The organism is Streptomyces sp. GQ60 (genome assembly GCF_059758875.1).
The window spans coordinates 11,432-34,378 of sequence record NZ_JCAXEG010000001.1 but is presented as its reverse complement, the minus strand read 5'-3'; the positions used below and the strand labels follow the sequence as shown (position 1 = coordinate 34,378).

Here is a 22,947-nt window from a genome sequence, read left to right as displayed (position 1 = left end):
GCGGAACCTCAGGCGGCGAGCAGCTTGCGCACCCGCTCCGCCCCGACCGCGAGCAGCAACGTGGGCAGGCGCGGCCCGGTCTCGCGGGTCACGAGCAGCCGGTACAGCAGGGCGAAGAACGTCCGCTGCGCGACCTTGAGCTCCGGCGTCGGCTTGGCGTCCGGCTCCAGGCCGGCCATCACCTTCGGCACGCCGTAGACGAGCGTGGTGAGGCCGTCGAGGGACCAGTGCGAGTCGAGCCCGTCCACGAGCCGGCGCAGCGACTCGCGCCCCTCGTCGTCGAGGGAGGACAGGAGCTCCACGTCGGGCTCCTCGCGCACCAGCGTTCGCTGGTCGGCGGGGACCTGGGTGGTGATCCAGTTCTCGGCGCGGTCCAGGCGCGGGCGGACCTCGTCGAGCGAGGTCAGCGGCCGCTCCGGTTCCAGGTCGCTGAGGATGCGCAGGGTCTGCTCGTCGTGTCCGCCGGTGATGTCCACCACCGAGGCGAGCGTCCGGTACGCCATCGGGCGCGGGGTGCGCGGCAGCTCGTGCGAGGCGACGCGGACGGCGCGGGCGTGGGCGGCGGCGTCGGCGGGCAGCACAGAGCCGTCGGTGACCTTGGCCTCCAGCTTGTCCCACTCGTCGTAGAGCCGCTGGATCTCCTGGTCGAAGGCGATCTTGAAGGACTGGTTGGGCTTGCGGCGGGCGTAGAGCCAGCGCAGCAGCTGCGGCTCCATGATCTTCAGCGCGTCGGCCGGGATCGGGACCCCGCCCTTGCTGGAGGACATCTTGGCCATGCCGCTGATGCCGACGAAGGCGTACATCGGTCCGATCGGCTGCTCGCCGCCGAAGATGCCGACGATCTGCCCGCCGACCTGGAAGGAGGAGCCGGGCGAGGAGTGGTCGACGCCGGAGGGCTCGAAGATCACGCCCTCGTAGGCCCAGCGCATGGGCCAGTCGACCTTCCAGACCAGCTTGCCGCGGTTGAACTCGCTGAGCTTGACCGTCTCGGTGAACTCGTCCTCGGTGCAGACGTAGGTCAGCTCGGTGGTCTCGTCGTCGTAGGACGTCACCTTGGTGAAGTCCTTGCCGCACTCGGCGCAGTAGGGCTTGTACGGGAAGTACCCGCCCTCGCCGACGCTGCCGTCGTCCTCGGCGGCCGCGCCCGAGCCCTCGGCGGCTTCGAGCTCGGCCTCGTCGACCTGCTTCTGCTGGGGCTTCTTGCCGCCCGGCTTCTGCTTGGTGCGGTACTGGTCGAGGATCGCGTCGATGTCCCCGCGGTGCTTCATCGCGAACAGCACCTGCTCGCGGTAGGTACCGGCGGTGTACTGCTCGGTCTGGCTGATCGGGTCGTACTCGACGCCCAGTTCGTCCAGCGCCTCGACCATGGCGGCCTTGAAGTGCTCGGCCCAGTTCGGGTACGCGGAGCCTTCGGGGGCGGGCACGGCGGTCAGCGGGCGGCCGATGTGCTGGGCGTGCGACTCCTCGGTGACGCCGGGGATGCCCTTGGGGACCTTGCGGTACCGGTCGTAGTCGTCCCAGGAGATCAGGTGGCGGACCTCGTGGCCGCGGCGGCGGATCTCGTCCGCGACCAGGTGCGGGGTCATGACCTCACGGAGGTTGCCCAGGTGGATCGGGCCGGAGGGGGAGAGGCCGGACGCGACGACGACGGCTTTGCCCGGGGCTCGGCGCTCCGCCTCGGCGATGACCTCGTCCGCGAAACGGGAGACCCAGTCGGTCTCGGTGCTGCTCTGCGCGCTCTGAGCCACGACACGTCCTTCTATCTCGAATGCTGGCTTCTCGCCATTCTCCCAGACGGAAGGGAGCGCTCCGCAGTTTGTCGGCGGGTTATCGGCGCCGCCCGGCACCCCGTATATCCCGGGATGTGGACAGCCCCCGCGTGGGATACTCGGTCCTTGTCGGAAACCCCAAGTGCAAGCTCAAGCACGACCTCACAGGAACGGCAGCTCATGGCCTCGGTCCCTTCCCTCGCTTCCTCCGTCAACCAGCGCGTCGCCGACGCACTCGCCTCCGCCCTGCCGGACGCCGGTGCGAGCGACCCGCTGCTGCGACGAAGCGACCGGGCCGACTTCCAGGCCAACGGCATCCTGGCGCTCGCGAAGAAGGCCAAGGCCAACCCTCGTGAGCTGGCGACGACCGTGGTCGAGGGCATCGACACCGCCGGCCTGATCCAGGAGATCGAGGTCTCGGGCCCCGGGTTCCTGAACATCACCATCACGGACAGGGCGATCGTCGAGACGCTGGCGGCCCGCGCCGCCGACGACCGTCTGGGCGTGCCGCTCGCCGCGAACCCCGGCACGACGGTGATCGACTACGCGCAGCCGAACGTGGCCAAGGAGATGCACGTCGGCCACCTGCGCTCGGCGGTCATCGGCGCGGCGATGGTGGAGATCCTCGAATTCACCGGTGAGAAGGTGGTCCGGCGCCACCACATCGGCGACTGGGGCACCCAGTTCGGCATGCTCATCCAGTACCTGCTGGAGCACCCGCACGAGCTGGACCACAAGACCGCGGATGGCGGGGAGGTCTCCGGCGAGGAGGCCATGTCCAACCTGAACCGCCTCTACAAGGCCTCGCGCACGCTCTTCGACTCCGACGAGGAGTTCAAGACGCGGGCCAGGGCGCGGGTGGTGGACCTCCAGGCCGGCGAGCCGGAGACGCTGGCGCTGTGGCAGCGGTTCGTGGACGAGTCGAAGATCTACTTCTACTCCGTCTTCAACAAGCTGGACATGGACATCCAGGACCCCGACGTCATCGGCGAGTCCGGCTACAACGACATGCTGGTGGAGACCTGCAAGCTGCTGGAGGACTCGGGCGTGGCCGTCCGTTCCAACGGCGCGCTCTGCGTGTTCTTCGACGACGTCAAGGGCCCGGACGGCAACCCGACCCCACTGATCGTCCAGAAGTCCGACGGCGGCTTCGGCTACGCCGCGACCGACCTCTCGGCGATCCGCGACCGGGTGGGCACGCTGGGCGCGACCGAGCTGATCTACGTGGTGGACGCGCGGCAGTCCCTGCACTTCAAGATGGTCTTCGAGACGGCCCGTCGCGCCGGCTGGCTGAACGAGGACACCAAGGCCGTGCAGCTGGCCTTCGGCACCGTGCTGGGCAAGGACGGCAAGCCGTTCAAGACCCGTGAGGGCGAGACCGTACGGCTGGTGGACCTGCTGGACGAGGCCGTCGAGCGGGCGACCGCCGTGGTCCGCGAGAAGGCGGAGAAGATCGGCCTGACCGAGGCGGAGATCGTCGAGAACGGCCAGTACGTGGGCATCGGCGCCGTGAAGTACGCGGACCTGTCGACCTCGGCCGCGCGCGACTACAAGTTCGACCTGGACCAGATGGTCTCGCTGACCGGTGACACGTCCGTGTACCTCCAGTACGCGTACGCCCGGATCAAGTCGATCCTGCGCAAGGCGGGCGAGGCGGGCGACCGCAAGCCGGTCGCGCACCCGGAGCTGGAGCTGGCGCCGGCCGAGCGCGCGCTGGGCCTGCACCTGGACCACTTCGGCGAGCTCATCGCCGAGGCCGCCGCGGAGCACGCCCCGCACAAGGTGGCGGCGTACCTCTACCAGCTGTCCTCGCTGTTCGCGACGTTCTACGAGCAGTGCCCGGTCGTGAAGCCCGAGCCCGAGCTCGTCGTCGGCGAGAACCGCCTGTTCCTGTGCGACCTGACCGCCCGCACCCTCAGCAAGGGCATGTCCCTGCTGGGCATCCGGACGCCCGAGAAGCTCTGACACCGGGCACTGATCAGATCTTCGGCCCCCGTCTCCCATTGGAAGACGGGGGCCGACCCCATTCCCCCCGCTCCCCGTAACACGCCGTGCTACGCTCACTCCATGGCCACCAAGGAGCGGTTCAGCATCAGCATGGACGCGGCGCTGCGCACGAGAGTGAAGGAGCACGCCGACGCGATGGGAATCGACGTCTCCTCGTACGTCACGGCGGCCGTGCTGAGGCAGATCGACCAGGACGTTCTCGTCGCCCGCCGCTTCGCGGACATCGACGCGGACATCGCGGCGACCGAGGCGATGTCTCCGCCGCAGGGCCAGGACGAGGAGTTCGACGAGGCCGATATGGCCGCCGTACGGGCGGGCATCGCCCGGGCCCTCGCGCCCGAGGCACGGGACTCCGCCGCGTGAGCAATCCCGTCTTCGTGTACGACACCGGCATGCTGGTCGCGCTGGACCGTGGAGAACAGCACGCCAGACGCCTCCACCAGTACCTGACCGAACAGGACCACCCGCCGGTCGTACCGCTGCCGGTGCTGGCCCAGGCATGGCGACCGGGCCAGTGGACCCCCCTGACCCGCGCCGTCCCCCAGTGCACGGTGTTCGGCGTACGTTCCTCCGCACCGCTGTCGTGCGGTGTGTGCCTGGCCGGTCAGGTGGAGGACGACGCCAAGCGGGCCGGCCGGATCCTCGCCTCAGCCGCGATCCCGGCCGAAAAGCGGCCCGACGCCGTGGACGCGCTCGCCGTGGTCATCGCGGCCAGGCATCCGCATGCCGTCATCGTCACCTCCGACCCCCGTGACCTTTCCGCCTACCGGGATGCCCTTCCGGGCGCCTCCGAGGACATCCGGGTACTCGGCGTGACCGACCTCGCCGCGTTCATCGCGGGCAAGCGCGTCCTGCGCTGAAGTCGTCTGGGCCAGGTCCTCCGGCAAGGTCCGCACATGGGCCTCCAGCGACTGGCCATTGCGGGCGGCTCGTACCTTCGGGTCGGCGAGCACTTCTGGCGACGGATACCGCGTCGCCCACCCCCGCTTCACCCAGACGGTCCGATTCCGGCCACCCCGGCCGGGTAGGGGACGGCCCGTCCATCCCCTACCACCCCGACGGAGGGCCCCGTGCCCGACATGAACGGCCCCTACAAGCCCGGCACCCCCTGCTGGATCGACCTGATGGCACCCGACCAGCAGGCGGCCATCGACTTCTACGCCGACCTCTTCGGCTGGCAGGGCGAGATCGGCCCGCCCGAGACCGGCGGGTACTCCGTCTGCACCCTCAAGGGCAAGCCGGTCGCCGGGATCATGAAGGCGATGAACCCGGACGGCACCGTCCCCGACCCGATGCCCCCGACCGTGTGGACCTCCTACCTGGCCACGGACGCCATCGACGCCACTCTCAAGTCCGTCACCGACGCGGGCGGCACGGTCGTGATGGGACCGATGGACGTCATGGACCTCGGGCGGATGGCCGTCATCGCCGACCCGACCGGCGCCGTCATCGGCCTGTGGCAGGCGGGCACCTTCGACGGAGCGGGCATCGTCAACGAGCACGGCGCGCTCATCTGGAACGAGCTGAGCACCGGTGACGTCCCCGCCGCGAGAGCGTTCTACGGCGCCGTCCTCCCCGTCACCACGGCCACGTCCGAGATGCCGGGGGCCGGGGGGTACACGGAGTTCCAGGTCGACGGCCGCGCGGTGGCCGGAATGATGGACCTGAAGGACCTCCCGCCGGGGACCCCGCCGAACTGGATCCCGTACTTCAGCGCCGACGACGTCGACGAGATCCAGGCCGCCGCGACGCGCGCCGGAGCCTCGGTCATGGCCCCGGCCTTCGACATGGCGGCCGGCCGCATGGCCGTCCTGGCCGATCCCCAGGGCGCGGTCTTCGCGGTCATCAAGGCGAAGCCGGAGATCGTCGACTGACGGACCCACCACCCCCCTGTGAGGGGGCTCACAGGGCACTTCCGCCTGCGATCCCCCTCCCCGAGGTGCTCCGCGGATCTCGCCGGTCCCCTGATCGATTTGCGTACCGGAATCCCTCCCACCCCACGTAATCTGGCCACGTTCAAAAGGGGAGGGAACCCAAGCATGAAATTCAAGCGCATAGCCACCGTGGCCGCCGCGGCGGTCGTCGGCCCGATGGTCCTCATGACCACGCCCGCGATGGCGGACGAACAGCAGCAGCCGGCGGTGTCCGTACCGGACGCCGCGCCGAAGGACGACGCGGCGCCGGGGGGCGAGCCGACGCCTGAGGCCAAGCCGGAGACCGAGCCGGAGACCGGTCAGACCACTCCGGTGACCGGGCCCGCGCCCGCGCCCGAGACGGCCCCGGTCGCTCCGCCCGCGACTCCGCCCGTGACTCCGCCCGCGGCGACGCCCGAAACCCCGGCGCCCGCGCCGGTCAACCCGCCCGCGACGGGCGGGGAGGCGGGGCACACCAAGGACATCCCGCCGGACTCTCCGTTCGCGGGCCCGGCCGTCACCCTGGCCGGCATCCCGGAAGAGGGCTTCAAGCCCGACGGCAGTTGGACCCCGCTGACCCTGACGGTCGACAACTCGGCGAACCCCGAGATCACCGACTACACCCCGCGGATCCAGTTCTGGCACCACCTGGACCAGTTGAGCCCCACGAAGGTCAACCTCGAGTACCGCGTCACCGACGCGGCGGGGAACTCGTCCTGGGTACCCGGCGAGTGGGTCTCCCTCTCCGGCAACGAGGTCTACGCGTACAACCTCGGCACGAAGGCATCCGTCGCGGCCGGATCGGTCCACACCGTCGACGTACGGCTCAGCTTCGACGTCGGCACGGCCGTGACCACCTTCAGGATGTCCTCCGAAGGCACGATCATCCGTGAAGACGGTGGCACCGCCTTTTCCCCGCCGACCACCTACAGGACGAAGATCTTCGGCGCGTCTCCCGACAAGCCCGTGGAAGTCACGGGTCCGTACCTTTCACTGGACCGCGTGCCCGAAGGCTTCAAGGCGGGGGGCGACTGGCAGGAGGTCCGCATCGAGGCCAACAACGCCACCCACATACTGGACTTGAAGAAGTTCAATCTGGGCCTCGCGGTGGAACGACTGGACTCCTCCCCGCTGAACCCCGAGCACGTACAGCTCGAGTTCTACGGCAAGAACGGCTGGGAGCCGGTAAAGCACTCCTCCGCGGACCCCGGGAGCGTGTCCTTCAGCCTCTGGAGCGGCCCGATCGGCAGCGAGATCCTCGACTTCAAGGTGCGCGCCCGCTTCACCAAGGACGCTCCGGGCGGCCAGATCAGACTGCGGGCGATCGGTGGTGCGGACGACCACTTCGGTACGGAATTGGACCCCGCGAAGGTCGTAAGCCCCTCGACGCCCGAGCTGTCGAAGATCATCGCGGCCGACCCGAACCCCGTCGACCCGAACCCGGCCGACCCTGACCCCGTCGACCCGGGGAACAACCCGGGACCCGACGGCGGCGGCACGCCGATCGACACCACCGGCCCGGGTACGGGTACCGGCACCGGCACGCCCCCCGGCGGCCACCTCGCCGAGACCGGCAGCAGCCCGGCCTCGACCTGGGCCCTCGGCGGAGCCGGCGTGGCCCTGGCCATGGGCGCCGCCCTGGTCGCCGGCACCGGCCGCCACCGCCGCCGCACCACCACCTGAGTCGGCGGTAGCGGGACTCACACCCCGACCCCCTCGCGTGACGGGGCTCACAGGGAACGTTTCCCCTGTGGGCCCCCTCCTCGGTGTGCCGGAGCGTTTCACCACCGAGGGGGCACACCATGAAGGACACGACGCGCAGGCGCACCGGTTGGGCGCTCGCCGCGCTGCTCGCCGCCGACGGGCTGATCCACCTGTACTGGGCCACGGGCCTGACCTGGCCCGCTCCCGACGAGCGGACCCTGTCGCTGGCCGTGCTCGGCTCCGAGGTGTCCTTCGGCCCGCCCGTCGTCCTGCCGCTCGCCGCGCTCACCCTGACCGGGGCCGCCGCCGTGCTCGCGCACGCGCACGGCCGGGGCGGGCGGCCCGCCCGCCTGGTGACGGCCGCCGTCGCCGCCGGGCTGGCCGTACGGGGCCTCGCGGGCCTGGGCTGGGCCGCCGGTCTCCTCGACAGCCCGGCGGACGGCCCCTTCCGCGCCCTCAACCTCGCGCTGTACACCCCCGCCTGCCTCGGCTTCGGCTGGGCCGCGGCCGGGCTGGCCCGGGCCCGGTGAGCGCGCCCGGCGGCCCCGCCGCGGGGCCCCTCACCCCCGCCGCCCGCGACCGCGGAGTCGCCCTCGCCCGCGCGGCCCGGGGCGGAGACACCCTCGCGCTGCACGACCTCCTCGACCACCTGACCCCGTACGTCGCCCGGATCTGCCACCCGATCGCCCTCGCGGACGGCCCGGACGCCACGCAGGAGGCCCTGCTCTCGGTCTTCCGGTCCCTGCGCTCCCTCCGCGACCCGGAGACCCTGTACGGCTGGGTCCGGTCCATCGCCGTCCGCGAGGCCGTCCGCACCGCCCGGCGCGCGGGCCGCGACCGCCCTGCCGAACTGTCCGACGTACCCGCCCGGGACGACCCGCAGCTCGCCACCGACATCGAGGACGTCCTGGCCCGCCTCTCGCCCGCACACCGGGCCGTCCTCGTACTCCGTGACGTCGAAGGCCTCGACGAGGAGTCCGCCGCCGCCCTGCTCGGCGTCCCGCCGGGCACCGCCAAGTCCCGGCTGCACCGGGCCCGTACGAGCTTCCGTAAGGCGTGGTCCTCATGACGAACGCGAACACGATGTACCCCGTCGACGCCGTCGCCCGCCTGCGCGTCATGGCGGCCGGCGTCCCCGGGGCCCGGGTCGTCGAGCAGGTCCTCCCCGCCCCCCTGGAGGCCGTCTGGGCGGTGATGTCGGACCTGGAGGGCGAGTTCGGCCGCTTCCAGCCCGACATGCGCACCGTGCGCGTGCTCCGCGTCACGGGCGACCGCGTGGAGGCCCTGGCCCGGAGCAAGTACGGCCTGCGGGCCCACTTCCACGGCGTCCTGCGCCCGGGCTGGTGCTGGCTCCAGAGCCGCTTCCTGATCATCGGCATGGCCGCCGCCCCGACCCCCGAAGGCGGCACCCGCGTGGCCCTGACGGGCGGCGTACGCGTCCCGGGCCGCGCGGCGATCGTCCCCCTGGGCGCGGAACGCGAACTCCGGGCCGCGATGACCCGCCTGGCGGCCCGGGTCAGCGGGAGCGGGGCAACCTGAGGCGATCCCACCAGCGCCGGGGCGTGGTGCCGGGGTCGGCGGGTGCGGTTCCCGGCATCCGGCGGAGCTGCCCGGCCTTCGTTCGGGTTACCGCTTCTCTTTGCGCGTCGCCCAAAGCTCCGAACCGCGCAGCCGCCCGCTCGAAGGCCTCGGCGGATTCGGCCGCACGGTGCAGCCCTTCCAGCGCGATCCCCATGCCCATGGCCGCCATCGCCGCATTGCGCCTGTCGTCCGTACCGGAGAGCAGTGTGTCCGCCCTTTCGCACGCGACCAGCGCATCCGCGAACCGACCTTCCCTCAGGTCGATCACCCCCAGCGCGCCGAGCGTTGCTCCTTCATTACGGAGGTCCCCCGCATCCACGAAAAGGGCGAGCGCCCTCCCATAATCCGTCCGTGCGTCCGACAGCTCGCCGTCCTCCACCTGTCCTTCGGCGAGCCCGGCGAGAGCATGGGCCACGCCCTTCTTCCGGCCGAGGCCGCGCAGCATCACGATGACCTTCTCCCGTACGGCCCGCGACTCCTCCTTTCGCCCTGCCCGGCGGAGCAGCACCGCGAGGAGGTGGAGTCCCGTCACCTCCCGGTGCAGGTCTCCGGTCTCCCGCATGCGCTCCACTGCCTCGCTACATACGTCGACGGCCTCGCCCACCTCTCCCAGCTCGTCCAGAGCGCTTGCGAGATGGATCAGGGCCAGCCCCTCGCCCCGTCGGTTCTGCAGCTCCCGGTACAACGCCAGAGCCTCTTCGCTGCTCGTTCTGGCCTCTTCGAACCGCCCCGCCCTCAGGAAGGCAGAGGCCAGCAGGTCCAGGGAGTCGGCCTCCCCTCCCTTGAGAGCGAGCTCGCGGAAGAGGACGAGCCCCTCCGTCAGCGACCCGAACGCCTCCTCGGTTTGCCACGCGTCGTTGAGCGCGCTGCCGAGATTGTTCAGAGCGGTACCGACCGCGGGGAGATCACCCGTCGCCCGTGCGACGGCCAGCGTTTTCCGCGCGACGATCACGCCGTCCGGCGCGTATCCGTAGAGCAGGAGGTACGGCCCCAACGCGTCGGACAGTTGAAAGGCGGCGTTGGGGCGACCGATCTCCGCAGCCCACCCAACGGCCGCAACGAGCACCGCACGCTCCGATTCCAGCCAGTGCAGTGCGGCAGCGAAGGAGGGCGACGTCTCGCCGCCGGTCTCCGACATGGCGGTACCCAAGGAGCGTGCTGCCATCTCGGTATTGCGGAGGAGAGTACCGACGAGACGGACGAGGATCTCCTCCCGACCGTCCTCCAGCGCGGACTCCTCCGCTCGGCCCTGCGCGTACAGCCGTACCAGGTCGTGCATGCGCCACCGGCCCGATCCCACCGGCTGCTCGGACAGCAGACTGGCCGCCGCAAGGGCGGCCAGGGAAGGCCTCAGGGCTGCACGGTCTTCGGCGGAGATCACACCCGCGTTCTGCACGAGCACACAGGCGAGGGCTGTGGAGCAGTCGGGTCCCGGCACCAGGGACAACAGCCGGAAGATCCGCGCCTGGTCCGCCGGAAGCCTCGCGTACGAGAGGTCGAAAGCGGCCCGGACCCCGACCGGCACGTCACCGTCGACGTGCAGCTTCCGCAGCCGGCTCCGCGCCTCCGCCAGCTCCCGCGCCAACTCCCCCGCCGCCAGCCCCGGATCCCCCGCCAGCAGCGCCCCCGCCACCGTCAGGGCCAGGGGCAGCCGCCCGCAGTGTTCCGCGATCCGCGCCAGCGCCTCCGGCTCCCGCGCCGGCCGCGGATCCTCCGGCCAGGTCCGCAGCAGCACACCGGCGATCAGTTCCGCCGCGGGCTCCACCGCCAGCTCGTCCAGCCCGACCACCCGCGCGGCGAAGCCCGGCGCGACCAGCCGGTGCCGCGAGGTCACCAGTAACCGGTGCGTGCCGTCGGGCGGTACGAGGTCCTGCACCTGGGACACCGCCCCGGCGTCGTCCGCGACGATCAGCACCCGTTGCCCGGCCCGGGCCAGCGAGGCCAGCCGCGCCCGGTACAGCGCCACCTGCCCGTCCGGCGACGGCGGCACGTCCGCGTCCCCGACGCCGAGGTACCGGAGCATCTCCCGCACCGCCTGCGGTCCGCTCACCGCGCCGTTCGGGGCGTAACCGTGCAGTGGGAGGTAGAACACCCGCTCCTCGAACCACCCGTACTCCAGCGCCCGGTGGGCCGTCGCATCCGCCAGTGCGCTCTTGCCGACCCCCGGGAGCCCGGCCACGACCGTCACCGGAGACCCGCCCTCGTCGAGCAGGTCCGTGAGCGCCTTGACCGAGCCGTCCCGTCCCACGAGCGCGGCGGGCGGCGCGGGCAGGCCGGGTGCGGCCGGGGGCAGGGGTACGGGACCTGCTCCGGGCGGGTGGGCGACGTAGTCCCCCGCCACCGTCACCTGCGTGATCCGCGCCTGCCCCTCGGCCCGCGCCCGCTGCTCGGCGTTCACGGGGCGGGGTCCGGATCCGGCTGCTCACCGCCGCCGGCGGCCGTCTGCTGTACGCGGGAGTCCCCGTCGGCGCGCGCCCGCTGGTCCACCGGGCCGGAGCCGCCGCCACCGGTCTGCGTGACCCGGCTGGTACCGGAGGCCCGGGCCCGCTGCCGCAGGGGGCTCTCCCCGCCGCCGCCGGCCCACCACCCGCCGACCAGCGCGCACACCGCGGCCATGGCCCCGCCGAACCCGGCTGCGGCCGACACCCGGTCCGAGTCCTTCTCCGGCAGCCAGCCGAAGGGGTCCCACACCCCCAGCCGGAACCCGACCAGGAAGGCGATCCCCGTCCCCCCGACGACCACAACCCACCGCAGCGGACCCGACATTGACCCCCCTCAGCCGAACTGCCCAGGGAGCCGAAGCTAGCAGCCGAGCCCCCGGAATTCGCACCAGACGACCTTCCCGGGCGCCCGGGGCAGCACGCCCCACGCATCGGCCAGCGCCCCGACCAGGACCAGCCCCCGCCCGGCCGGACTCTCCCCGATCCGCGACAGCCCGGGCCCGCTGTCGTGCACCTCGACGCGGACGGTCCCGTCGTACGTGAGCAGCCGCAGCACGTAGCCGCGCCCGCGCGGGACCCCGTACCGCAGCGCGTTGGTCGCCAGCTCGCTCACGCAGAGCAACAGGTCGTCCCGCCGGGAGGCCCTGCCCCAGGCGTCCAAGGTGTCACGTGTGAAGTGGCGTGCGGCGCAGACGGTTTGGGGTGAGCGCAGGTAGAGGCGCTCCTGCACCAGAGCGGGTTGAGTATGAAGGTTCACCCGCCGATCGTCGCGTTACGTGATTAGCGTGGAGCAGTGCGCCAACCCGTACTCAGTGATGAGTACGGGTTGGCGCGGGGTAGTGCAGCCGCAAGGGTGGGGAGTTCATCGTCATGCCACCGAGGAAACGCGCACGGCCGAACGCGACGACCATGAAGATGGTCGGGAAGATGGTGGCCGCGGCCCGGCTCGCCAAGAACCTGACGCAGACACAGCTCGGCGAGCTGGTCCGCCTGGACACCGAGACCATCGCCTCCATCGAGCAGGGGCGACGGGCGCTGATGCCGAACGTCGCGGAGCTGATGGACCACCATCTGGGGTTGCCGGGCACGCTGACCGTGGCGGCCGAAGAGATGCCCGCCGTGGACGCGACGCCGCCCTGGGCCGAGGAGTACATGGACCTGGAGTACAGCGCGATCGCCCTCTCCTGGTTCGACAACCAGGTCGTCCCGGGCCTGCTCCAGACCGAGACCTACGCCCGGGCCGTCTTCACCTGCCGCGTCCCGGCCCACCCGGAGGCGGAGATCGCCTCGCTGACCGCCTCGCGCATCGGGCGCCAGCAGATCCTGCACCGCGCCAGTCCGCCGACGCTGAGCTTCGTCGTCTGGGAGGCGGTCCTACGGGACCGGCTGGGCGGGGACGAAGTGCACGCGGAGCAGCTGCGCCACTTGCGCGCATGCGCGGACCTTCCGGACCTGAGCCTCCAGGCGATGCCACTGGGACGCACGTCGCACGCCGCACTTGACGGCCCGTTCACGCTCCTGGAGACGCATGACCATCAGTACCTCGGCTACGCCGAAAGCCAACGCGGCAGCCACCTCATCTCGGACCCGAATGAGGTCAGCATCCTGGCACGCAGGTATGCAATGCTGCGGACTCAGGCCCTCAACACCGAGCAGACGCGGGGCCTGTTGGACCGCCTGCTAGGAGAGACATGAGCGCCACCACCGCACTGAAGTGGTTCAAGTCCAGCTACAGCGGCAGCGATGGCGGCCAGTGCCTGGAGGTGGCCGTCGCCTGGCGCAAGTCCAGCTACAGCAGCGACGAGGGTGACGCCTGCGTAGAGGTCGCCACCTGCGCGACCCAGGTCCACGTCCGCGACTCGAAGGTCCCGCACGGCCCCGTGCTCGACCTGGCCCCCGCCGCCTGGGCCGCCCTTACGGAGTGGACCGCTCGCTGATCAGCTCGGCCAGCCCGTCCAGCAGGCGCCCCAAGCCGAAGCGGAACTGGAAGTCCGGCTCGTCGGAGCCGGTGAACGCGTCGGACTCCAGCAGCCGGGTCACCGCCGGATGGGTGTCCGGGCCGGTGAGCAGCCGCAGCGTGCGTACGTACTGGCCGACGACCTTGTCCGGTGAGACCCCGGACTTCACGATGGCGTCCATCATGTCCGCGGCCATCGTCGCCTCGTTCCGTACGAGGCCGCCGACGAGGATGATCGTCGAGAGCTTCTCGCTCTCCCGCAGGCCGGTCCCGGCCATGGAGGCGAGTCCGCGGTCCATCCAGGCGAGCTGGTTCGGGGTGGCCGGCGGAGCCGTGATCGGGATGCGCAGGATCCACGGCTTGGTCATGAGGAGCGTGCGCTGCGCGTACGCCCAGTGCGACAGGAGCTCCCGCCAGTCCCAGCCGTCCGCGTCCGGCGGGAGCGGCGGCGGGGTGCCGACTCCGGCGTCGGACATCAGGATGTAGAGCTCTTCCTTCGCCGTGACGTACCGGTAGAGGGACATCGTCGAGACGCCCAGCTCCTTGGCCACCCGGCCCATGGAGACGGCGTCCATCCCCTCCGTGGCGGCCAGCGCCACCGCCGCGCCCACGATCCGCTGGAGGGTCAGGGTGGGGCGGGGGCCCTTGCCGGGGCGTTCGCGCAGGCCCCAGGCCATCGCCAGGCTCGCCGGAAGCCCGGTCCCGTCGTCTTCTTCTTCCGCCATCGCCGCCCCCTCCCCTCGTCGTGAGTCGTTGACGCACATCCTAGTTCTGTGTATTACTTACACAGTAGCGCGTAGCCCATACGCAGAACCGGAATACGAACGGAGTCCGGCATGGACGACTTCGGCATCCACGCCACTGCCCTGACCAAGTCCTACGGCGCCCTGCGCGTCCTCGACGGCATCGACCTCGCCGTCCCGCGCGGCAGCGTCCTCGCACTCCTCGGCCCCAACGGCGCCGGGAAGACCACCACCGTCCGGATCCTCGCCACCCTCACCGAGCCCGACTCCGGCACCGCGCGGGTCGCGGGCCACGACATCGCGTCCGAGCGGGCCCTCGTACGCCGCCGCATCAGCCTCACCGGGCAGTCCGCGGCCGTCGACGACCTCCAGACCGGCGCCGAGACCCTCCGCATGATGGGCCGGCTCCACGGAATGCGGCCGCGCGCCGCCCGGGCCCGCGCCGACGAACTCCTCGACCGCTTCGGGCTCACCGGGGCCGCCGGGCGCACGGCGAAGAGCTACTCGGGCGGCATGCGCCGACGCCTCGACCTCGCCGCGAGCCTGGTCGCCCGGCCCGAGGTGATCTTCCTGGACGAGCCGACCTCCGGACTCGACCCGCGCAGCCGCCAGGACCTGTGGGAACTCGTACGGGAACTGCGCGCCGACGGCACGAGCGTGCTGCTCACCACCCAGTACCTGGAGGAGGCCGACCGGCTCGCCGACCGCGTGGCCGTCCTGGCCGGCGGGCGGATCTCCGCCGAGGGCACCCCGGCGGAGCTCAAGTCCCGCGTGGCGGGCCACCGCCTCGACCTGACCCTCGCCAGCCGGGCCGCCTACGACGCTCTGACCCCGCGCGCGGCCCGCCTCACGGCGCAGGACAGCACCTCCTCGGAGGGGCTCACCCTCGCGCCGGAGGACCTCGGCCTCAGCCTGCCCACCGACGGCAGCGCCGCCCACGTCCGGTCCCTGCTCGATGAACTCGACCCGGACCGCACGGCCGTGGACCGCTTCTCGGTCCGCGGCGCCACCCTCGACGACGTGTTCCTCACCCTGACGGGAGCCGCTCCGTGACCACCTCCGCACCCACCGCCGCCGCACCGACCATCGCGGCCGGCCCCACGGCTCCCCCGACCCGCCCCGGCGTCTTCGGGGCGGCCCACGCCCTCACCGGGCGCAGCCTGCGCATCAGCAGCCGCCAACCGGACGTGCTGATCACGGCGTTGATGCTGCCGGTCATGCTGATGCTGATCTTCGTCTACTTCTTCGGCGGAGCCATCGACACCGGAACGGCCTACGTGACCTACGTGGTCCCGGGAGCGATGCTGCTCTGCGCGGGCTTCGGCGCGGCGAGCACCGCCGTCAGCGTCGCCACCGACATGAAGGAAGGCGTGATCGACCGCTTCCGGTCCCTGGACATCGGCGGCGTCCCGATCCTGGCCGGGCACGTCGCGGCCTCCGTCCTGCGCAACCTCGTATCCACCGGCCTGGTCCTGGCCGTCGCCCTCGCCATCGGGTTCCGCCCCCAGGCCTCGCCGTCCGGCTACCTGGCCGCCGCCGCGCTGCTGGTCGCGTACATCACCGCGATCTCGTGGCTGGCCGCGACGCTCGGGCTGCTCGCCAGCACACCGGAGGCGGCGGGCGGCTTCACCTTTCTGATGATGTTCCTGCCGTACCCGTCCAGCGCCTTCGTCCCCATCGACACCATGCCCGGCTGGCTCCACGGCTTCGCCGACCACCAGCCGCTGACCCCGGTGATCGAGTCCCTCCGCGCCCTGCTCCTGGCCCAGCCGGCGGGCGACGCCCCCTGGGTGGCCCTGGCGTGGTGCGCGGCCATCGGCGTGGTGTCCGTGGCCCTCGCCGCCTTCGTCTTCGAACGGCGGACGCGGTAGCCGCCGGCAGGCGCGGGCAGGCGCGGTGCGCCAACACAGCGCACCGCGCCCGGATCTCGACGCTTCAGTGCAGAGGGTACGAGTGCCGACCCGTCGCCTCGTCGATCTCCGAATGCGCCTTCTGCAACATCTGGGACGCGATGTCCATGAGCGCGCGAGCGCCCGCGATCTCTTCCCCGACCCTCAGTTGCTCCGGGTCGGAGGGGTGACGCATGGCGTAGCCGTGCGCCCGTATCTCGGAGCCGTCCCCGAGTCTGACCAGGGCCGCCGCACTGGTGCGGTGGCCCTCCTCGGTGAATTCGAGCTCCACATGCCACCCGACGAGCGTGGACATGATCCATCACCTCCAGGGGGTCACCCTGCTTCCAGGGTGCGCCTGCCCGGGACACGATGCGAGTCGGTACGGCCCGGCCCGGCCCGTGCCGACCGCCGTCCGGCTCAGCCGGTCACGCGGGTACCCCTATCGATCAGCCCGCAGCCAGCCCGCGACCTCCGTCGCCCAGTACGTCAGGATCGTGTCCGCGCCCGCCCGCTTGATGCCGAGCAGGGTCTCCAGGATCGCCCGGTCGCGCTCGATCCAGCCCTTCTCCGCCGCCGCCTCGATCATCGCGAACTCGCCGCTGATCTGGTACGCCGCCACCGGCACGTCCACCGACTGCGCGACCCGGTAGAGGATGTCCAGGTAGGGCCCGGCCGGCTTGACCATCACCATGTCGGCGCCCTCCTCCAGGTCGAGGGCCAGCTCGCGCAGCGACTCCCGGGCGTTCGCCGGGTCCTGCTGGTAGGTCTTGCGGTCGCCCTGGAGCGAGGAGGCGACGGCCTCGCGGAAGGGACCGTAGAAGGCGGAGGAGTACTTCGCCGTGTACGCGAGGATCGAGACGTCCTCGTGGCCCGTCTCGTCCAGCGCGTCGCGGACGACGCCGACCTGGCCGTCCATCATCCCGCTCGGGCCCACCACGTGGACGCCCGCGTCGGCCTGGACCTGCGCCATCTCCGCGTAGCGCTCCAGCGTCGCGTCGTTGTCGACCCGCCCGCGCTCGTCCAGGACCCCGCAGTGGCCGTGGTCGGTGTACTCGTCCAGGCACAGGTCGGACATGATCACCAGATCGTCCCCCACCTCCGCCTTCACGTCGCGGATCGCGACCTGGAGGATCCCGTCCGGCTCCGTGCCCGCCGTGCCCCGCGCGTCCTTGTTCTCGTCGGCCGGGACGCCGAAGAGCATGATCCCCGCGACTCCGGCCTCGACCGCCTCCACGGCTGCCTTCCGCAGCGTGTCCCGGGTGTGCTGGACGACGCCCGGCATCGCCGAGATGGCGAGCGGCTCGCTGATGCCCTCCCGGACGAACGCCGGGAGGATCAGGTCCGAGGGGTGCAGCCGGGTCTCCGCGACCATCCGCCGCATCGCCGGGGTGGTGCGCAGCCGACGGGGCCGCGAGCCGGGGAAGGATCCGTACGCGCTCATCTTCAGGTCGCCTCTTCGAGCATCGATCGGTGGGGAACAGTCCGGACAAGGGTAGGGCCCGGGTGCACGCGCACCCGGGCCCCACCAAGCAAGACGGCCTAAGCCGCACATCAGGTCGTACGACGCCTGCGCGCCCCCGGCCGCCGCTCGCTCGGCCGGTACACGCTCTCGCCGGCCTCCTTCGCGGCCTCGCGGCGCGCGGCCCCGTACTCCGCCAGGGCCTCCGCCAGCTTGCCCACGCTCGGCTCCGGCGACAGCACGTCGACCCGGAGCCCGTGCTCCTCGGCCGTCTTGGCCGTGGCCGGGCCGATGCACGCGATGACGGTGACGTTGTGCGGCTTGCCGGCGATGCCGACCAGGTTGCGCACGGTGCTCGACGACGTGAAGAGCACGGCGTCGAAGCCGCCGCCCTTGATCGCCTCGCGCGTGTCCTGCGGAGGCGGCGAGGCGCGCACGGTCCGGTAGGCGGTGACGTCGTCGACCTCCCACCCGAGCTCGATCAGCCCGGCGACCAGGGTCTCGGTGGCGATGTCGGCGCGCGGCAGGAAGACGCGGTCGATCGGGTCGAAGACCGGGTCGTACGGCGGCCAGTCCTCCAGCAGTCCGGCGGCGGACTGCTCGCCGCTGGGCACGAGGTCGGGCTTGACGCCGAACTCCACCAGCGCGGCGGCGGTCTGCTCGCCGACGGCGGCGACCTTGATGCCGGCGAAGGCACGGGCGTCGAGCCCGTACTCCTCGAACTTCTCGCGCACGGCCTTGACCGCGTTCACCGAGGTGAAGGCGATCCACTCGTAACGTCCCGTCACGAGCCCCTTGACCGCCCGCTCCATCTGCTGCGGGGTGCGCGGCGGCTCCACGGCGATGGTCGGCACCTCGTGGGGCACCGCGCCGTACGAGCGGAGCTGGTCGGAGAGAGAGGCGGCCTGCTCCTTGGTCCGCGGGACGAGCACGCGCCAGCCGAACAGCGGCTTCGACTCGAACCAGGACAGTTCCTCGCGGCGCGCGACGGCGCCGTGCTCCCCGACCACGGCTATGACGGAGCGCGCGCCCTCGGGCGAGGGAAGGATCTTGCCCTGCTTGAAGACCTGGGCGATGGTGCCCAGGGTCGCGCTCCAGGTGCGCTGGCGCGTCGTCGTACCGGCCACGGTCACGGTGAGCGGGGTGTCGGGCTTGCGCCCGGCGCCGATCAGCTCGGCCGCGGCCGCCGAGACGGTCTCCAGCGTCGCGGAGACGACGAGGATGCCGTCGCTGGCGCCCACCTCGCTCCAGCAGCGCGCGGAGGCGGTCCGCGCGTTCACGAACCTCACGTCCGCACCCTGCTTGCCGGCCAGCGGAACACCCGCGTACGCGGGCACGCCGACGGCGGTCGCGACGCCGGGGACGACCTCGAAGGGGATGCCGCCGGTGGCGCAGGCGAGCATCTCCTCGGCCGCGTTCCCGTCGAGCCCGGGGTCGCCGGTGACGGCACGGACGACCCGCCTGCCGGAGCGCGCGGCCTCCATGACAAGATTGGCGGCATCTCGGATGACCGGGACACCGGCGGCTGCTGACTTCTCGTCAGCAACCGTCAGCTGTGGCGTGTCCACCCCCGCGCGCGCATGCGTACGTACGACCTCGAGCACCTCGGGCTCCGCGATCAGTACGTCCGCGGCGGCCAGCGCCTCCACGGCGCGAAGCGTCAGCAGTCCCGGGTCGCCCGGGCCGGCACCGAGGAAGGTGACGTGCCCCTGGACGGCGACGGACGGAAACGCGGAGGTGGTTGGGCTTGTGGGGTTCAAAGCGACCGCTCCCCCATCAGACCGGCCGCGCCCTTGGCCAGCATCTCGTCCGCGAGTTCGCGGCCGAGCGCCATGGCCTCGTCGTACGACTGGGGCACGGGACCGGTGGTGGACAGCTGCACCAGCGTGGAACCGTCGAGGGTTCCCACGACTCCCCGCAGGCGCATCTCATTGACAGTCTGCCCGTCGGCCAACAGGTCGGCGAGCGCGCCCACGGGGGCGCTGCAGCCGGCCTCCAGGGCGCCGAGCAGGGCGCGTTCGGCGGTCACGGCGGCCCGGGTGTACGGGTCGTCGAGCTCGGCGAGCGCGGAGATCAGGTCCGTTTCGGACGCCAGGCACTCCACGGCCAGGGCGCCCTGGCCGGGCGCGGGCAGCATGTTGTCCACGGAGATCAGGTCGGTTGCCTCGTCGCCGCGGCCGATCCGGTTGAGCCCGGCGGCGGCCAGCACGACCGCGTCGAGCTCACCGCTGCGCACGAAGCCGATCCGGGTGTCGACGTTGCCGCGGATGGCGACGGTCTCGATGACCTTGCCCAGCGACTTGGCGTAGGCGTGCAGCTGCGACCTGCGCCGCGGCGAACCGGTGCCGATGCGCGCACCGTCGGGCAGCTGCTCGAAGGTCAGGCCGTCGCGGGCGACGAGCGCGTCGCGCGGGTCCTCGCGCTGCGGCATGGCCGCGATGACGAGCTCGGCGGGCTGCGTGGTGGGCAGGTCCTTCAGCGAGTGCACGGCGAAGTCGACTTCGCCGCGCACGAGGGCCTCGCGCAGGGCGGTGACGAAGACGCCGGTGCCGCCGATCTGCGAGAGGCTCTCGCGGGACACGTCACCGTAGGTCGTGATCTCCACGAGCTCGACGGGTCGGCCGGTGATCGCCCGTACCGCCTCGGCGACATGCCCGGACTGGGACATGGCCAGCTTGCTGCGCCGCGTGCCGAGCCTCAGTGGCTGGTCGAGACGTGGATTCATGATGCCCGTCCTGAGTCGTGGTTCTTGTCAGCCTCGTCGGCCCGGCTGACGGAGGCCACCGTCTGCGGGTCGAGATCGAAGAGTTCGCGCAGCGCCTCGGCGTACCCGGCGCCGCCGGGCTCGCTCGCGAGCTGCTTGACGCGCACGGTCGGCGCGTGGAGGAGCTTGTCTACGACGCGCCGCACGGTCTGAGTCACTTCAGCCCGCTGCCGCTCGTCGAGATCGGGTACCCGTCCGTCGAGCCGCGCCACTTCCATGGCGACGACCTCGGCGGCCATGGCGCGCAGGGCGACCACGGTGGGCGTGATGTGCGCGGCCCGCTGGGCGGCCCCGAAGGCGGCCACTTCCGCGGCCACTATCGCGCGCACGGCGTCGACGTCGGCGGCCATGGGCGCATCGGCGCTCGCCTCGGCCAGCGACTCGATGTCCACCAGCCGCACTCCGGGGATCCGGTGCACGGCGGCGTCGATGTCGCGCGGCATGGCCAGGTCGAGCAGCGCGAGCCCTACGGGCGCGCCGTCCTGGCTCCGTACGCTCCTGCGCGGCTGCTGCCGCTGCGCGGCCGCCTCGCCCTGGTCGGCCCAGGTCCCGTGCAGCTCCAGCGAGCCGGCGTCCACCCCGGCCAGCGCGGCCCGCCCGTCGGCGGTCCGCCCCGGATCGGAAGCCGGCGCCTCGAGCCCGACGGGACACCCGTCCCGCTCCTCGACGACGACCTTGCTCCGCACGGCCCCGGCATCGGCGATCCTGCGCCCCCCGGCCGCCAGCACGGCCAGCCGCGCGACGAGCGCGGCGTCGGCCCCGGCCAAATCCAGCCCCGCCGGCGTTTGAGGCGCAGGGGTCCGGGGACTGGTCCCCGGCAACGGCGCCGCACCCGCATCGGGTCCGGGGCGAAGCTCCGGCTGGGGGCCCCCCCGGCCGGAGGCTGGGGGATGAGGGAAGGGCGGGTAGGGGACAGCCCCCGCAGGGCGCTCCCCCATGGCCGCGGCCACGTCGTCCCCGGTCAGCACCAAGCCAGTGGCACCCGTACAGGACACGACGACATCGACCCGAGCCAGCTCATAGGCGACACCGGACATCGCAATGGCCGAAGCCGTAACCCCGGTGCCCGAGGCAACCAGAATTTCGGCCAACCGCTCCGCCCGCTCGGCGGTCCGGTTGGCGACCACGACCTCGGCGACGCCGACCCGCGCCAGCGTCGCCGCCGCCAGCGAGGACATCGACCCGGCTCCGATGACGAGCGCCCGCTTCCCCGCGGCCCACTCCTCCACCGGCACCCGCACGGCGAGCTGCTCCAGCCCGAAGGTCACCAGCGACTGCCCCGCCCGGTCGATCCCGGTCTCGGAGTGCGCCCGCTTGCCGACGCGCAGCGCCTGCTGGAAGAGGTCGTTGATCAGCCGCCCGGCCGTGTGGAGCTCCTGCCCCAGCGCCAGCGCGTCCTTGATCTGCCCGAGGATCTGTCCCTCGCCGACCACCATCGAGTCCAGCCCGCACGCCACCGAGAAGAGATGGTGGACGGCCCGGTCCTCGTAGTGCACGTACAGATAAGGAGTGAGCTCCTCCAGAGCCACCCCGCTGTGCTGCGCCAGCAGCGTCGACAGCTCGGCGACGCCGGCGTGGAACTTGTCCACGTCCGCGTACAGCTCGATCCGGTTGCAGGTGGCGAGCACCGCCGCCTCCACAGCCGGCTCCGCGGCCAACGTGTCGTGCAGCAGTTTGACCTTGGCATCGGCGGCCAGCGAAGCGCGCTCCAGCACGCTCACGGGCGCGCTGCGATGGCTCAGCCCTACGACGAGCAGACTCATGCCGGCATCACCGCCGGGACGTCCCCGTCGGGTCCGCCCTTGCGCGCGACGGCGGCGGCCCGTCCGGCGGGCGGCACGACGGCTGCGGCCGGAGCCGCACCGGTGCCGGTGCCCGCGGCGGAACCACCGGCGGCAGCGGCGGCGGCCGCTTCCTCACCGGCCTTGCGCTGCTCGTGGAAGGCCAGGATCTGGAGCTCGATCGACAGGTCGACCTTGCGCACGTCGACGCCCTCGGGCACGGAGAGCACGGTCGGCGCGAAGTTCAGGATGGACGTGACCCCGGCGGCGATGAGCCGCTCGCTGACCTGCTGGGCGGCCCCCGCCGGGGTCGCGATGACCCCGATCGAGACGCCGTTCTCCTCGATGATCCGCTCCAGGTCGTCGGTGTGCTGTACGGGCATGCCGGCGACGGGCTTGCCGGCCATGGCCGGGTCGGCGTCGATGAGCGCCGCCACGCGGAAACCGCGCGAGGCGAAACCGCCGTAGTTGGCCAGCGCGGCGCCGAGGTTGCCGATGCCGACGATGACGACCGGCCAGTCCTGGGTCAGCCCGAGTTCGCGGGAGATCTGGTAGACGAGGTACTCCACGTCGTACCCGACCCCGCGGGTCCCGTAGGAACCGAGGTAGGAGAAGTCCTTGCGGAGCTTCGCGGAGTTGACTCCGGCGGCCGCGGCCAGCTCCTCGGAGGACACCGTGGGCACCGATCGCTCGGAGAGCGCGGTGAGGGCACGCAAGTACAGCGGAAGCCGGGCGACAGTGGCCTCGGGAATACCTCGGCTGCGGGTCGCCGGTCGGTGAGTTCGGCCAGTTGCCACGATGCTCCTGCGGGATGAGCGGGGCTGCAGGTGGCCACTTGTCCCAGGACCACCCCGTCGAATGCAGGCTATGTCTTTGTGAACGCGTGCACAAAGATTGTGTCCGCTTTGTCCGAGCAAAGTGACCGGGGTCACGCGC

23 protein-coding genes are annotated in these 22,947 nt (G+C 71.9%); 12 read left to right on the top strand and 11 right to left on the bottom strand.

What is annotated here, in order from left to right; all coding sequences use genetic code 11:
- Positions 1-8: 8 nt before the first annotated feature.
- Positions 9-1,748 (bottom strand): lysine--tRNA ligase, encoded by a 1,740-nt coding sequence (gene lysS, locus AC6CKD_RS00175; protein WP_498324442.1) that lies wholly within the window; start codon positions 1,746-1,748, stop codon positions 9-11.
- 201 nt (positions 1,749-1,949) lie between these two features.
- Here lysS and argS point away from each other — a divergent pair, with 201 nt between their 5' ends.
- From argS to AC6CKD_RS00135, 8 genes are all read left to right on the top strand, one after another.
- Positions 1,950-3,734: an arginine--tRNA ligase gene (argS, locus tag AC6CKD_RS00170; protein WP_498324441.1), complete on the top strand. Its 1,785-nt coding sequence runs from the start codon at positions 1,950-1,952 to the stop codon at positions 3,732-3,734.
- Between the two features lie 102 nt (positions 3,735-3,836).
- Positions 3,837-4,139 carry a hypothetical protein gene (locus AC6CKD_RS00165; RefSeq protein WP_498324440.1) on the top strand — a complete coding sequence of 101 codons (303 nt, stop codon included), beginning with the start codon at positions 3,837-3,839 and terminating at the stop codon, positions 4,137-4,139.
- Positions 4,136-4,636, top strand: a complete 501-nt coding sequence (locus tag AC6CKD_RS00160) for a hypothetical protein (protein WP_498324439.1) — start codon at positions 4,136-4,138, stop codon at positions 4,634-4,636. The genes AC6CKD_RS00165 and AC6CKD_RS00160 overlap by 4 nt, the downstream gene beginning before the upstream one ends.
- A gap of 219 nt (positions 4,637-4,855) precedes the next feature.
- Complete coding sequence (locus AC6CKD_RS00155; protein WP_498325370.1) at positions 4,856-5,650, top strand: VOC family protein; 795 nt, start codon at positions 4,856-4,858, stop codon at positions 5,648-5,650.
- Positions 5,651-5,815: 165 nt separating this feature from the next.
- Complete coding sequence (locus AC6CKD_RS00150; protein ID WP_498324438.1) at positions 5,816-7,372, top strand: hypothetical protein; 1,557 nt, start codon at positions 5,816-5,818, stop codon at positions 7,370-7,372.
- A 119-nt stretch (positions 7,373-7,491) separates the two neighbouring features.
- Positions 7,492-7,923, top strand: a complete 432-nt coding sequence (locus tag AC6CKD_RS00145) for a DUF3995 domain-containing protein (protein ID WP_498324437.1) — start codon at positions 7,492-7,494, stop codon at positions 7,921-7,923.
- Positions 7,920-8,462: an RNA polymerase sigma factor gene (locus AC6CKD_RS00140; protein WP_498324436.1), complete on the top strand. Its 543-nt coding sequence runs from the start codon at positions 7,920-7,922 to the stop codon at positions 8,460-8,462. The genes AC6CKD_RS00145 and AC6CKD_RS00140 overlap by 4 nt, the downstream gene beginning before the upstream one ends.
- Positions 8,459-8,932 (top strand): SRPBCC family protein, encoded by a 474-nt coding sequence (locus AC6CKD_RS00135; protein WP_498324435.1) that lies wholly within the window; start codon positions 8,459-8,461, stop codon positions 8,930-8,932. The genes AC6CKD_RS00140 and AC6CKD_RS00135 overlap by 4 nt, the downstream gene beginning before the upstream one ends.
- Here AC6CKD_RS00135 and AC6CKD_RS00130 read toward each other — a convergent pair.
- The 3 genes from AC6CKD_RS00130 to AC6CKD_RS00120 are packed head-to-tail and all read right to left on the bottom strand — an operon-like array spanning position 8,910 to position 12,172.
- Positions 8,910-11,372, bottom strand: a complete 2,463-nt coding sequence (locus tag AC6CKD_RS00130; protein WP_498324434.1) for an AAA family ATPase — start codon at positions 11,370-11,372, stop codon at positions 8,910-8,912. The two genes, AC6CKD_RS00135 and AC6CKD_RS00130, sit on opposite strands and share 23 nt — an antisense overlap.
- A complete protein-coding gene (locus tag AC6CKD_RS00125) occupies positions 11,369-11,740 on the bottom strand; it encodes a hypothetical protein (protein WP_498324433.1) in 372 nt (123 codons plus the stop codon). Before AC6CKD_RS00125 ends, AC6CKD_RS00130 begins: the two co-directional genes overlap by 4 nt.
- Positions 11,741-11,776: 36 nt before the next feature.
- Entirely contained in the window at positions 11,777-12,172 is a 396-nt protein-coding gene (locus AC6CKD_RS00120) for an ATP-binding protein (RefSeq protein WP_498324432.1), read from the bottom strand.
- Between the two features lie 152 nt (positions 12,173-12,324).
- On the opposite strand from AC6CKD_RS00120, the gene AC6CKD_RS00115 reads away from it, so the two are divergent.
- Together AC6CKD_RS00115 and AC6CKD_RS00110 are read left to right on the top strand one after the other, a co-directional pair.
- Positions 12,325-13,110 (top strand): helix-turn-helix domain-containing protein, encoded by a 786-nt coding sequence (locus AC6CKD_RS00115; RefSeq protein WP_498324431.1) that lies wholly within the window; start codon positions 12,325-12,327, stop codon positions 13,108-13,110.
- Complete coding sequence (locus tag AC6CKD_RS00110) at positions 13,107-13,352, top strand: DUF397 domain-containing protein (RefSeq protein WP_498324430.1); 246 nt, start codon at positions 13,107-13,109, stop codon at positions 13,350-13,352. Before AC6CKD_RS00115 ends, AC6CKD_RS00110 begins: the two co-directional genes overlap by 4 nt.
- Here AC6CKD_RS00110 and AC6CKD_RS00105 read toward each other — a convergent pair.
- Positions 13,330-14,097, bottom strand: coding sequence for a TetR/AcrR family transcriptional regulator (locus AC6CKD_RS00105; protein WP_498324429.1), 768 nt, complete (start codon positions 14,095-14,097; stop codon positions 13,330-13,332). The two genes, AC6CKD_RS00110 and AC6CKD_RS00105, sit on opposite strands and share 23 nt — an antisense overlap.
- A 111-nt stretch (positions 14,098-14,208) precedes the next feature.
- Between AC6CKD_RS00105 and AC6CKD_RS00100 the strand changes: the two genes are divergently transcribed.
- Together AC6CKD_RS00100 and AC6CKD_RS00095 are read left to right on the top strand one after the other, a co-directional pair.
- The gene (locus tag AC6CKD_RS00100; RefSeq protein WP_498324428.1) at positions 14,209-15,168 is read left to right on the top strand and encodes an ATP-binding cassette domain-containing protein; all 960 of its coding nucleotides are present in this window, start codon (positions 14,209-14,211) and stop codon (positions 15,166-15,168) included.
- Positions 15,169-15,200: 32 nt separating this feature from the next.
- A complete protein-coding gene (locus AC6CKD_RS00095; protein WP_498325368.1) occupies positions 15,201-15,986 on the top strand; it encodes an ABC transporter permease in 786 nt (261 codons plus the stop codon).
- A 64-nt stretch (positions 15,987-16,050) separates the two neighbouring features.
- Here the strand turns inward: AC6CKD_RS00095 and AC6CKD_RS00090 are convergent, their stop codons facing one another.
- The 6 genes from AC6CKD_RS00090 to AC6CKD_RS00065 form a co-directional block, all read right to left on the bottom strand.
- A complete protein-coding gene (locus AC6CKD_RS00090; protein ID WP_243340114.1) occupies positions 16,051-16,320 on the bottom strand; it encodes a DUF1876 domain-containing protein in 270 nt (89 codons plus the stop codon).
- Positions 16,321-16,446: 126 nt separating this feature from the next.
- On the bottom strand, positions 16,447-17,448 hold the full coding sequence (hemB, locus tag AC6CKD_RS00085) for a porphobilinogen synthase (protein WP_498324427.1): 1,002 nt from the start codon (positions 17,446-17,448) through the stop codon (positions 16,447-16,449).
- Between the two features lie 110 nt (positions 17,449-17,558).
- On the bottom strand, positions 17,559-19,226 hold the full coding sequence (locus AC6CKD_RS00080) for a bifunctional uroporphyrinogen-III C-methyltransferase/uroporphyrinogen-III synthase (RefSeq protein ID WP_478691270.1): 1,668 nt from the start codon (positions 19,224-19,226) through the stop codon (positions 17,559-17,561).
- Positions 19,223-20,191 (bottom strand): hydroxymethylbilane synthase, encoded by a 969-nt coding sequence (gene hemC, locus AC6CKD_RS00075; RefSeq protein ID WP_498324426.1) that lies wholly within the window; start codon positions 20,189-20,191, stop codon positions 19,223-19,225. Before hemC ends, AC6CKD_RS00080 begins: the two co-directional genes overlap by 4 nt.
- Positions 20,188-21,993, bottom strand: coding sequence for a glutamyl-tRNA reductase (locus AC6CKD_RS00070; protein ID WP_498324425.1), 1,806 nt, complete (start codon positions 21,991-21,993; stop codon positions 20,188-20,190). The genes hemC and AC6CKD_RS00070 overlap by 4 nt, the downstream gene beginning before the upstream one ends.
- Positions 21,990-22,808 (bottom strand): redox-sensing transcriptional repressor Rex, encoded by an 819-nt coding sequence (locus AC6CKD_RS00065; protein ID WP_498324424.1) that lies wholly within the window; start codon positions 22,806-22,808, stop codon positions 21,990-21,992. The genes AC6CKD_RS00070 and AC6CKD_RS00065 overlap by 4 nt, the downstream gene beginning before the upstream one ends.
- Between the last annotated feature and the right edge of the window lie 139 nt (positions 22,809-22,947).